The organism is Streptomyces sp. NPDC060205, assembly GCF_042728395.1.
GTDB lineage: Bacteria > Actinomycetota > Actinomycetes > Streptomycetales > Streptomycetaceae > Streptomyces.
On the sequence record NZ_JBHWZP010000311.1, the window covers coordinates 1 to 10,623 of the forward strand.

Annotated in this window: 9 protein-coding genes and 1 pseudogene; 6 read left to right on the forward strand and 4 right to left on the reverse strand. The window is 72.2% G+C overall.

What is annotated here, in order from left to right:
* Positions 1–97: 97 nt before the first annotated feature.
* The 3 genes and pseudogenes from ACFWGJ_RS35595 to ACFWGJ_RS35605 form a co-directional block, all read right to left on the reverse strand.
* A pseudogene (locus ACFWGJ_RS35595) lies at positions 98–658 on the reverse strand (hypothetical protein); the annotation flags it as partial.
* 119 nt (positions 659–777) lie between these two features.
* Entirely contained in the window at positions 778–1,791 is a 1,014-nt protein-coding gene (locus tag ACFWGJ_RS35600; RefSeq protein ID WP_387332867.1) for a MurR/RpiR family transcriptional regulator, read from the reverse strand.
* Positions 1,788–3,347 (reverse strand): aromatic amino acid ammonia-lyase, encoded by a 1,560-nt coding sequence (locus ACFWGJ_RS35605; protein ID WP_387332869.1) that lies wholly within the window; start codon positions 3,345–3,347, stop codon positions 1,788–1,790. The genes ACFWGJ_RS35600 and ACFWGJ_RS35605 overlap by 4 nt, the downstream gene beginning before the upstream one ends.
* A gap of 141 nt (positions 3,348–3,488) precedes the next feature.
* On the opposite strand from ACFWGJ_RS35605, the gene ACFWGJ_RS35610 reads away from it, so the two are divergent.
* From ACFWGJ_RS35610 to ACFWGJ_RS35630, 5 genes are all read left to right on the forward strand, one after another.
* The gene (locus tag ACFWGJ_RS35610) at positions 3,489–4,556 is read left to right on the forward strand and encodes an ABC transporter ATP-binding protein (RefSeq protein ID WP_387332871.1); all 1,068 of its coding nucleotides are present in this window, start codon (positions 3,489–3,491) and stop codon (positions 4,554–4,556) included.
* Positions 4,556–5,197 carry an ABC transporter permease gene (locus tag ACFWGJ_RS35615; protein WP_387332873.1) on the forward strand — a complete coding sequence of 214 codons (642 nt, stop codon included), beginning with the start codon at positions 4,556–4,558 and terminating at the stop codon, positions 5,195–5,197. Before ACFWGJ_RS35610 ends, ACFWGJ_RS35615 begins: the two co-directional genes overlap by 1 nt.
* Before the next feature lies 1 nt (position 5,198).
* On the forward strand, positions 5,199–5,861 hold the full coding sequence (locus ACFWGJ_RS35620; protein WP_387332875.1) for an ABC transporter permease: 663 nt from the start codon (positions 5,199–5,201) through the stop codon (positions 5,859–5,861).
* Positions 5,862–6,030: 169 nt separating this feature from the next.
* Positions 6,031–6,963 carry an ABC transporter substrate-binding protein gene (locus tag ACFWGJ_RS35625; RefSeq protein ID WP_387332877.1) on the forward strand — a complete coding sequence of 311 codons (933 nt, stop codon included), beginning with the start codon at positions 6,031–6,033 and terminating at the stop codon, positions 6,961–6,963.
* A 92-nt stretch (positions 6,964–7,055) separates the two neighbouring features.
* Entirely contained in the window at positions 7,056–7,490 is a 435-nt protein-coding gene (locus ACFWGJ_RS35630; protein ID WP_387332880.1) for a hypothetical protein, read from the forward strand.
* A 377-nt stretch (positions 7,491–7,867) separates the two neighbouring features.
* Here ACFWGJ_RS35630 and ACFWGJ_RS35635 read toward each other — a convergent pair whose 3' ends face one another.
* Positions 7,868–9,259 (reverse strand): cystathionine beta-synthase, encoded by a 1,392-nt coding sequence (locus ACFWGJ_RS35635; RefSeq protein WP_387332882.1) that lies wholly within the window; start codon positions 9,257–9,259, stop codon positions 7,868–7,870.
* Positions 9,260–9,404: 145 nt separating this feature from the next.
* Here ACFWGJ_RS35635 and ACFWGJ_RS35640 point away from each other — a divergent pair, with 145 nt between their 5' ends.
* Positions 9,405–10,421 (forward strand): SGNH/GDSL hydrolase family protein, encoded by a 1,017-nt coding sequence (locus ACFWGJ_RS35640; protein ID WP_387332883.1) that lies wholly within the window; start codon positions 9,405–9,407, stop codon positions 10,419–10,421.
* Positions 10,422–10,623: the final 202 nt, after the last annotated feature.

The window sequence follows — 10,623 nt, forward strand, 5'->3', positions numbered from 1 at the left end:
CCCGACCAACGCTCCCCCACCCCCCTGAAACCACCTTGAAACCCCGCTGAAAGCGCCCACCCGCAACCACAGCCGCAAGACGCCAACCCCCCAGCCCCCGCCCCCCCCGGGGCGCGGCGTCGCCCGCGGCGATCCCGGTGGCCCGGTAGCCCTTGACGCGCTTGCCCGCCGGAACGCCCGCACCGCGGCCGAGCCAGTCGACCCGCACCCACAGGAGCGACTCGGCCGCCCGTTCGAGCCGGCCGATCCAGGCCGCCTTGAGACGCAGGCCCGCTCCGGCGCCGGCGAGCAGCATCCCGCCGGCGGCCGGCACGGCGAACGCCGAGCCCAGGGCCGCGGCGAAGGCGAGGAGCACCCACCAGCGGTGGCCCCGGCGCCAGTTCCGTACGGTCACCGCGCGGTCCTGGAGCACATCGTGCTTGCCGGCCCGGTCGGCGCCGCGGGCGAGTGCCACGTACCGTTTGCGGTGCGTCAGCAGGACGACGACCGCCGCGATCAGGAAGAGCGCGGCTCCGGCCGTCACCCCGATCCGCCGTCCCGTCACCCCGGGCACCAGTACGCCCACCCCCGCCGCGACGATCCCGAGCCAGCCCAGCGGTGCCGCTCCGGCCCGTACGACGACGGCCACCCGAGCAAGTCCCTGCCCTCCGCGCGCCACGATCCGCCTCCTCACCAGACGCCTGTTCGTGGCGGGCAGATTAGCGGCCGAACGTGAGACTCATCTGAGAGAGCACCAAAAAATCGGCCGGTCTCCGGTGCTCCGCCTGCGAGGTGCCGCTACTCGACGAACAGCCCCCGAGCCGCGGCCCGCGCGTCGAACTCCTCAAGGCGCGCCTGGGCGTCCGGCAGTCCGTCGCACATCGCCTCCAGCAGCACCCGGCCGAGCAGCATCGGCGCGCAGGCCGTGTCGAAGGCGAGGCCCGTGCCGACGGCGGCGGGCAGCAGCAGGTCGGACACCTTGGCGACCGGCGCGAACGCGGAGTCCGCGACGGTGACGACGGTCAGCCCGGCCTCCTTCGCGTGGGCGAGGGTGTCCACGACCTCGCGCGGATGGCGGGGCAGCGCGAAGCACAGCAGGGTGCTGGCCCCGGCCCGCACGGCCGCGTCGATGCGGTCGTGGACCATCGTGCCGCCCTCGTGCAGCAGCCGGACATCCGGATGGACCTTGGCCGCGAAGTAGGCGAAGCCGTACGCCTGGGAGGCGGCGGCCCGCAGCCCGAGCACCGGCAGGGGGCGGGAGGCGGCGAGGAGCCGGCCGGCCCGTTCGACGGGCCGCGGGTCGGCGAGCACGGAGGCGAGATGGCGGAGGTTCTCGATCTCGGCCTCGACGGCCTGCTGGTACTCGTTGTACGCGCCGGTGTCGGGAGCGGGTTCGGCCGGTGCGACCTCCCGCAGGTGTTTGCGCAGCGCCGGGTAGCCGTCGAAGCCGAGGGCGACGGCGAAGCGGGTGACGGACGGCTGGCTGACCCCGGCGAGTTCGGCCAGTTCCACGCTCGACAGGAACGGCACGTCGGCGGCCCGGCGCACCATGCTGTGGGCGATGCGCCGCTGGGTGGGCGTCAGCCGGTGCCCTTCGAAGAGGGCCTGCAGCCGCCCGGCGGGAGCGTCGGGCACCCCGGCGCCCTTGCCGCCCCCGCCGCCGCCCTCGCCCTCGCTCCCGCTCCGGTCGTCCGTCCTCGCCCCGCTCGCCTCGCTCGTACCGTTCGCCTCGCGCGCGTCACCGTTGTCCGGGCCCGTTCCCATGTCCCTGTCCATGCCCCTCTTCACGCTCGTGTTCCCGTCCACGCTCATGCCGTACCCCCACTCCAGATGTCCGTGAACCGGTCGAGCAGCCCGGCCGCCGCCGTCACGTCGTCCGTGAGCGGCCGGTCGGTCGCATCCGCGTCGAGCACCGACTCGGCGATCTCCAGTGCCCTGCCCACCGGCAGCTCCGGGTCGGGACGCAGGCCGCGCTGACGCAACGCCCGTACGGCGGCCACGAGTTCGCAGCCGACCACGAGACGGTACGCGCCGCACGCGCGCAGGGTCTGGCGAGCGGCGAGCGAGGCGAAGCTCGCCTGTTCCTCGACGCCCCGGGAGAGTACAGCGTGGCCGAGCGAGGCGGGTGCGGAGAAGGCCCGCAGGTCACCGAGGGCGGCCCCGGCTGCGTACTCCAGGATCATCACGCCGGAGGAGGCGGGCTCGTGGTCGGCGAGGAAGGGGCGCAGCCGGGTGTAGGAGGGTTCGTTGAGGGTCGACAGGCGTGACGTCGACAGCCGGGCGACCTGGGTGAGGGAGAGCCTGAAGTGGTCGAGGGCGAGGGCGAGCTGCGCCTGGTAGAAGCCGCCGTGGTGGTAGGCGGCCATGTCGTCGGCGCAGATCAGCGGATTCTCGGCGGCGGCGTTGATCTCGACGGAGAGGACCTCCTCCAGGGCGTCGGCCGCGTCGTGCGCGGGTCCGTGGATCTGGGGCACGCACCGGAAGCCGTACGGGTCCTGGATCCGGCCGAGCGGCGGGGTCGGCCGGTCGGGGGCGCCGATCATCTCCCGCATCCGGCGGGCCACTTCGGTCGAGCCGCGGTGCGGCCGGGCGGCGTGGACGGGCGCCGCGTAGGCCTCGTACGAGCCGTCGACCGCGACCAGTGACAGCGCGGCGACGACCTGGGTGGCCCCGATGAGTCCGCGCAGTTCGTGCAGGGCGAGCGCCGACTGGCCGAGGGTGAGGGCGTTGCTGCTGATGAGCGCGAGGGCGTCGTTGTTGTCGAGCGGCTGCGGCTCGGGGGCGCCCGCCTGCTCGACGGCACCGGAGCCCGCCCGCACCGACAGGCCGGCCCCCTCGCCGTCGCGCCAGGGGTGCTCGCCCGCCATCGCGAGGCCCACCTGGGCCAGGGCCGCGATGTCGCCGGTGCCGACCGAGCCGAACTCGTTCACGACGGGGTAGGCGCCGCTCTCCAGCGCCTCGCACAGCGCCGTGACGACGGTGGGGCGCAGACCGGCGCCGCCCGCGAGGAGCTGGTTGGCCCGGACGGCGAGCATCGCGCGGACCTCGCGGGCGGGCAGTTCGGCGCCGATGGCCCCGGCGTGGCTGCGCAGCAGGCGCAGACCGTGTTCGGCGGCGGCCTCGGTGGGCACGTCCTCGTTCCGGTTCGCGCCGACTCCGGTGGAGCGGCCGTACACGCGGCCGGTGGCGGCGATGCGCCGGGCCGCGTCCCAGGACTCCTCGACACGCTTCATCGCGTCGGTGCCGGGGACGGGCCGCGCGGACCCGTCGGCGAGCCGTACGACGTCGGCGACACCCGTGCTGTAACCGTCCAGCACCACGAGGCCGTACGTCCCCGCACTCGGCGTGTCCACATCCCGAGACGACATAGAGCGCAAACTCCCCTCAAACCGGGCATTCGGTCTTGCCTGTCGATCACAAGAAACCAGCGATCAACACCACACCGTTGACAAGCTATTCAAGTAGAGAGAACTCTGCATGACTATATGCAGCCGGGCAAGGGACACCTCATGATCCAGTTCGACGCGGTCCACAAGCGTTTCCCGAATGGCACCACCGCGGTCCACGACCTCTCCCTGGAGATGCCGGAAGGGGGCGTGACCGTCCTCGTGGGATCTTCCGGTTGCGGCAAGACGACCACCCTCCGGATGATCAACCGGATGGTCGACCCCACCTCGGGCACCATCCGCGTCGGCGGCCGTGACGTGCTGGAACAGGACGCCGCCGACCTGCGCCGCTCCATCGGTTACGTCATCCAGCAGTCGGGCCTCTTCCCGCACCGCACGGTCCTCGACAACATCGCGACCGTGCCGCTGCTCCTCGGCTGGGGCCGCCGCAAGGCCCGCTCCCGGGCCGCGGAACTCCTGGAGACGGTCGGCCTGAGCGCGGAGGCCGGCAAGCGCTACCCGCACCAGCTCTCCGGCGGCCAGCAGCAGCGCGTCGGCGTGGCCCGCGCGCTCGCCGCCGACCCCCCGGTGCTCCTGATGGACGAGCCGTTCGGCGCGGTCGACCCGGTCGTGCGCACCCAGCTCCAGGACGAGCTGCTGCGGCTCCAGAAGGAGCTGAACAAGACGATCGTCTTCGTCACGCACGACATCGACGAGGCGGTACGCCTCGGCGACCGGATCGCCGTCTTCCGCACCGGCGGCCATCTCGTCCAGTGCGCCACCCCGGCCGAGCTGCTGGCCCGCCCGGCGGACGACTTCGTCGCGGACTTCCTGGGCGCCGAACGCGGCCTCAAGCTGCTGTCCCTGACCTCGCTCAAGGGCATCCCGCAGGCCCCGGCCCCCAAGGGCGGCACCTGGGAACTGGTCCTGGACGGCGCCCGCAAACCCCTGCACTGGCGCACCGGGCCCACCGCGGCCGGCGGGGCGAAGAGCGACAGCGCAACCACCGAACTCCCCGTCCGCCCCCTGCGCGACACCGACTCCCTGCTCGCCGCCCTCAACGAGTCCATCGCCTCCCCGGCCGGACTCGTGGCCCGGGTCGACGCCGACGGCACCCTCACCGGTGTGACCTCGCGCGACGAGATCCACCGGCACGCGGGGCTGGCCCACGCGGAAGCCCTGGTGGCGTGATGAGCATCGACTGGTCGTGGATCGGCGACCACACCGACGACCTCACCACCCTCACGCTCTCCCATCTGCAGGCGGCTCTGTCGGCCGTCCTCCTCGGCCTGCTGATCTCCCTGCCGCTGGCCGTGGTCGCCCACCGGATCCGGCCCCTGCGCGGGGTGCTCCTGGGCCTGTCGAACGTCCTGTTCACGATCCCGTCGATCGCGGTCTTCGTCCTGCTCCTGCCGGTCTCGGGACTGACCCGCACCACGACCGTCGTCGGACTGACGATCTACACCCTCGTCGTCCTGCTCCGGAACACGGTCGAGGGCCTCGACTCGGTCCCCGCGAAGACGAAGGAGGCGGCGAAGGCCATGGGTACGCGCCCGCTGCGCACCCTGCTCACCGTCGAACTCCCCCTCGCACTCCCCGTGATCATGGCGGGGGTCCGGATCGCCACGGTCATGTCGATCTCGCTGGTCTCCGTGGCCACGTACATCGGCGACGGCGGACTCGGCCAGCTCTTCACCGACGGTTTCCAGCGCAACTTCCCGACACCGGTGATCGTGGGAGTCGTCCTGACGCTCCTGCTGGCGCTCGTCGCGGACTCCCTGCTGGTCGCCGTCCAGTACGTACTCACCCCGTGGAAGAGGCGGCGAGCCTGACATGTACGAACTCTTCAAGAACCTCGGCGGCTGGCTGGTCGGCGGCGAGCAGTGGACCGGGCCCGACGGCATCGGGCACCGGCTCGCCGAGCACCTGCAGTACTCGCTGCTCGCGACCCTCGTGGCCACCGCGATCGCGCTGCCGCTGGGCCTGCTGATCGGACACACCGGCCGGGGCGCGTTCCTCGCCATCAACCTCGCGTCCTTCGGGCGCGCCCTGCCGACCGTCGGCCTGGTCGTGCTCGTCTTCCTCGCCAGCGGCCTGTCGATGTGGCCGGTGTACGTGGCGCTGGTCGCCCTCGCGGTGCCGTCGATCGTGACCAACACGTACGCGGGGATGACGGCCGTCGATCCGGACGTCAAGGACGCGGCGCGGGGACAGGGGATGCGCTGGCACCAGGTCCTCTTCCAGGTGGAGCTGCCGCTCGCGCTGCCGCTGATCATGACGGGGCTGCGGCTGGCGCTGATCCAGGTGGTGGCCACGGCGACCATCGCGGCGTACGTGTCCTTCGGGGGGCTGGGGCGGTACGTGTTCGACGGGCTCGCCCAGCGGGATCTGGTGCAGGTGCTGGGCGGGGCGGTGCTGGTCGCTCTGGTCGCCGTTGTGCTCGACCTCGCGCTGAGCGGGGTTCAGCGGGTGTTGTTCCGGCATCGGCCGGCGTAGGAACCGCCGCCGGCCGTCGCGCTGGATCTGCGGGTCCGTCGTGGCTGGTCGCGCAGTTCCCCGCGCCCCTGAAGGGCTGGGGCTCCGCCCCCTCGCCCCCGTCGCGCAGTTCCCCGCGCCCCTCAAGACCAAGACCTCACGGGCAACCCATGCCGCTAGGAGCTTCCCCATGAACCGACGCACCCTCCTCGGTGGGCTTTTCGCCGCCGCTTCCGTTCCCGTCCTTGCCGCCTGCAGCAGTGGGATCACCTCTCTCGACGGGGACGGGGGTGGTGGCGGCGGGGGCGGGTCCAGCAAGGACGGGGTCACCATCGGGACCGCCAACTTCACCGAGAACCAGGTGCTCGGCTTCCTCTACGCGGCAGTCCTGGAGGCCGCCGGAGTGAAGACGAAGGTCCGTCCGAACCTCGGCACCCGCGAGATCCTCATCCCCGCGCTCAAGGGCGGCGACATCGACCTGCTCCCCGAGTACCAGGGCGCCCTCCTGCACTACCTCTTCCCCAAGTCCCGGGCCACGGAGGAGGGCGAGATGCAGAACGCCCTCGCGATGGCCCTGCCCGCCGGGCTCCAGGTGCTGCCGTACGGCAGGGCCGAGGACTCGGACGCGTTCGTCGTCACCCGGGAGACCGCCGACAGGTACGGCCTGTCCTCCCTCGCCGACCTGAAGAAGCAGAACGGCAGGCTCGTCATCGGCGCCGCGCCCGAGGTGAAGAAGCGGGAGGTGGGCGCGGTGGGTCTGAAGAGCCGTTACGGGGTCGAGTTCAAGGAGTTCAAGTCCCTGGACTCCTCGGGGCCGCTGGTGAAGGGCGCCCTGAAGAAGGGCGACGTGGACGTGGCGAACCTCTTCACCACCGACACCGACATCGTGGCCAACGACTGGGTCGTCCTCACGGACCCGGAGAACCTGATCCCCGGCCAGCACATCGTCCCCCTCGTCGCCGACCGCAGGGCCGACTCGACGGTCCGCAAGGCCCTCGCCCAACTCGGCAACGTCCTCACCACGGCGGATCTGACCGAGCTGAACCGCAAGGTGGACAAGGACAAGAAGGACCCGGAGGACGTGGCGAACGCGTACGCGAAGGAGAAGGGGCTGACCGGCTAGATCCGGTGGCGGGACCGGTGGGGGCGGGCCCAGCGCGGACAGGGGGGCTAACCCCCGTGCCAAGCCCGCCCCGGCTCCCTACCGTGGAACGCATGACCGGAATGGAAGCCCGCGACGCCGAACTCAAGAAGGAACTCGACGCCACCTTGCACGCACGCAAGGAACTGGGCGCCGACTACGAGTCCGCGCTGGTCGACTCGTTCCTGGAGAAGGTCGAACAGCGCCTCGACGGCGCGGTCGACCGCCGGGTGCGGCGCCAGCTCGCGGAACAGCAGATGGTGGTGGCCCGGGACGCGCGTTCCCCGCAGGGGTCCTCGGACTCCTGGGGCGAGCGCTTCGGCTTCGGGATCGTCTCCCTCGTCCTCGCGGTCCCCCTGTCCGCCATCGGCGGCGGCGTGGCCCATCTGCCCGGCCTGCTGGTCGCCTGGGTGGGCATCGTCGGCGTCAACGTGGTCCAGGCCGCGCGTTTCTCACCGAATTTCTTCGGGCGGCGCCGGGCCAAGCAGGACTCGGACTGGGACGGGTGACGGACGGACACGCCGAAGGGCCCGGTACCTGACCAGGTACCGGGCCCTTCGTAAAGCTTGCGCGGGGGCCGCCGCACCCCCGTTGCCGGGGGGCGGGACGACGGCGGTCCCCGCGAGGGACGCGAGCCGGGTCAGGGCCGAGCTGCGCGTCCGTGGCGTCCATGGAGGTCCGGGAGCCGCTCCGGAGGTCCTTGGCGCCGTCTGGTGCCGGCCGGGGCGGGGAGCCGCTCCCGCCCTTGCCGACATCCACCAATGTGCCGTACCCGTGTTAAGCGTGTGCTGCGTGGACGTGACGCGCTCGTACCACTTCCACGAAGTTCCGCCGTGACCGCTCACACCGGAAGTACCGCTCCGGGGCGCGCGGTTCACCGGACGTTCTACTGCCGGCCACCCTTGGCGAGGAAGGACAGCAGGTCCTGCCGGCTGACGACTCCGGTGGGCTTGCCCTCGACCAGGACGATCGCGGCGTCGGCCGCGCCGAGCACGGTCATCAGGTCGCCCACCGGCTCACCGGAGCCGACCTGCGGCAGCGGCGCCGACATGTGCTTCTCCAGCGGGTCGGTGAGGGAGGCCCGCTGGGTGAACAGCGCGTCGAGCAGTTCCCGTTCGACGACGGAGCCCACGACCTCGGCGGCCATCACGTCCGGGTGTCCGGCGCCCGGCTTCACGATGGGCATCTGCGAGACGCCGTACTCGCGCAGCACCTCGATCGCCTCGCCGACCGTCTCGTCGGGGTGCATGTGGACGAGCTGCGGCATCGCGCCGTGCACCTTGTCGCTGAGGACGTCGGCGACGCGGGCGCTGGGGCCCTCGTCCTCCAGGAACCCGTAGTCGGCCATCCACTCGTCGTTGAAGATCTTGCTGAGGTACCCGCGCCCGCTGTCCGGCAGCAGGACCACCACGACATCGTCCGGGCCGAGCCGCTCGGCGACCCGCAGCGCGGCCACGACGGCCATCCCGCAGGAGCCGCCGACGAGCAGGCCCTCCTCCTTGGCGAGGCGCCGGGTCATCTGGAAGGAGTCCTTGTCGGACACGGCGACGATCTCGTCGGCGACGGTCCGGTCGTACGCGGTCGGCCAGAAGTCCTCGCCGACGCCCTCGACGAGGTACGGGCGCCCGGAGCCGCCGGAGTAGACCGACCCCTCGGGGTCGGCGCCGATGACCTGGACCTTGCCGTCGCTTGCGTCCTTCAGGTACCGGCCGGTGCCGGAGATGGTGCCGCCGGTGCCGACGCCCGCGACGAAGTGGGTGATCCGCCCCTCCGTCTGCGTCCACAGCTCAGGGCCGGTGGAGTGATAGTGCGAGGCGGGATTGTCGGCGTTCGAGTACTGGTCGGGCTTCCAGGCTCCGGGCGTCTCACGGACCAGCCGGTCGGAGACGTTGTAGTACGAGTCGGGGTGCTCCGGGTCGACCGCGGTCGGGCAGACGACGACCTCGGCCCCGTACGCGCGCAGCACGTTGATCTTGTCGGTGCTCACCTTGTCGGGGCAGACGAAGATGCACTTGTAGCCCTTCGTCTGGGCCACGATGGCAAGGCCCACACCCGTGTTGCCGCTGGTCGGCTCGACGATCGTGCCGCCCGGCTGCAGTGCGCCGCTCTTCTCCGCGGCCTCGATCATGCGCAGGGCGATGCGGTCCTTCACGGAGCCGCCGGGGTTGAAGTACTCGACCTTCGCGAGGACGGTCGCCTGGATGCCGGCGGTCACGCTGTTGAGCCTCACCAGCGGGGTGTTGCCGACGAGACTGATCATCGAGTCGTGGAATTGCACCGTTGTCTCCGGAGCTGAAAAGAAATGGTCGGGGTGGTTCCGTCAGCCTAAGCCCCTCCTGGGCGTTCACACCGCGTTGAGATTGACCGACGGTCTGTACGGGGCAAGGAGTGGGTGTACGGCTAGAAGGAGGTGGCGGCTTCGCATGTCGAGCTTGTCGAGGGCGAGGGTGGCACGGCGGATCGCGGCGGGCGCGGCGTACGGCGGCGGCGGGATCGGGCTGCTGGGCGCGGCGACGGTCGGAGTGGTGCTGGCCGAGGTGCAGCTGGCGAAACGGCAGGTGGGCCACGGGCGCAGTCCGCACCCACCGAGCGCGGACGGCCTGTACGGGTACGCGTACGCCGGTGGGGAGGAACCGCTGCGCCTGACGATGCTCGGTGACTCGACCGCGGCGGGGCAGGGAGTGCACCGGGCCCGGCAGACACCGGGCGCGCTGCTGGCGTCCGGTCTGGCGGCGGTGGCCGAACGGCCGGTGCGGTTGCGGAACGTGGCCCTGCCCGGCGCCCAGTCGGACGACCTGGACCGCCAGGTCCGGCTGGTCCTCGCCGATCCGGACGGGATGCCCGAGGTGTGCGTGATCATGGTCGGCGCGAACGACGTGACGCACCGGATGCCGGCGACACGTTCGGTCCGTCACCTGTCCGCCGCGGTACGCCGACTGCGTACGGCCGGTGCGGAGGTGATCGTCGGCACCTGTCCCGACCTGGGCACGATCGAGCCGGTCCACCGGCCACTGCGGTGGTTCGCGCGGCGGGCCTCGCGTCAGCTGGCTGCGGCGCAGACGATCGGCACGGTCGAGCAGGGCGGGCGGACGGTGTCGCTCGGCGACCTGCTGGGGCCGGAGTTCGCGGAGAACCCGCGCGAGCTGTTCGGGCCGGACAGCTACCACCCCTCGGCGGAGGGGTACGCGACGGCGGCGATGGCCGTGCTGCCGACGGTGTGCGCGGCGCTGGGGCTGTGGCCTGCGGAGGAGGAACGTCCGGACGTGTCCCGTCGGGAGGGGTTCCTGCCGGTGGCCCGGGCTGCCGCGGAGGCGGCGTCGGAGCCGGGCACGGAGGTGGCCGCGGCGATGCCTACGGGGCCGCGCGGCCCCTGGGCCCTCCTGAAGCGCCGCCGCCGTCGCCGCGTCCCGGCATCGGACCCGGCCCCGACGTCCCCCTGACCCTCACTACCTCGGGGGCTCCGCCCCCGAACCCCCGCTGCGCAGTTCCCCGCGCCCCTAGGTACCTGGGGCCGCCCCCCTCCCGACGAAGGGCAGGCGCCGAAGGGCAGGGGCGCAGCCCCGCCCTTCAGGGGCGCGGGGAACTGCGCGGCCCGCCCCCACCGGACCCGCAGCCGGATCCGGGGGCCCGGGGGTCCGGGGG

Bases quoted from the DNA above. Each gene is read 5' to 3' on its own strand.
- ACFWGJ_RS35600 (WP_387332867.1), bottom strand. From the start codon at position 1,791: ATGAGCGTGGACGGGAACACGAGCGTGAAGAGGGGCATGGACAGGGAC.
- ACFWGJ_RS35605 (WP_387332869.1), bottom strand. From the start codon at position 3,347: ATGTCGTCTCGGGATGTGGACACGCCGAGTGCGGGGACGTACGGCCTC.
- ACFWGJ_RS35610 (WP_387332871.1), top strand. From the start codon at position 3,489: ATGATCCAGTTCGACGCGGTCCACAAGCGTTTCCCGAATGGCACCACC.
- ACFWGJ_RS35615 (WP_387332873.1), top strand. From the start codon at position 4,556: ATGAGCATCGACTGGTCGTGGATCGGCGACCACACCGACGACCTCACC.
- ACFWGJ_RS35620 (WP_387332875.1), top strand. From the start codon at position 5,199: ATGTACGAACTCTTCAAGAACCTCGGCGGCTGGCTGGTCGGCGGCGAG.
- ACFWGJ_RS35625 (WP_387332877.1), top strand. From the start codon at position 6,031: ATGAACCGACGCACCCTCCTCGGTGGGCTTTTCGCCGCCGCTTCCGTT.
- ACFWGJ_RS35630 (WP_387332880.1), top strand. From the start codon at position 7,056: ATGACCGGAATGGAAGCCCGCGACGCCGAACTCAAGAAGGAACTCGAC.
- ACFWGJ_RS35640 (WP_387332883.1), top strand. From the start codon at position 9,405: ATGTCGAGCTTGTCGAGGGCGAGGGTGGCACGGCGGATCGCGGCGGGC.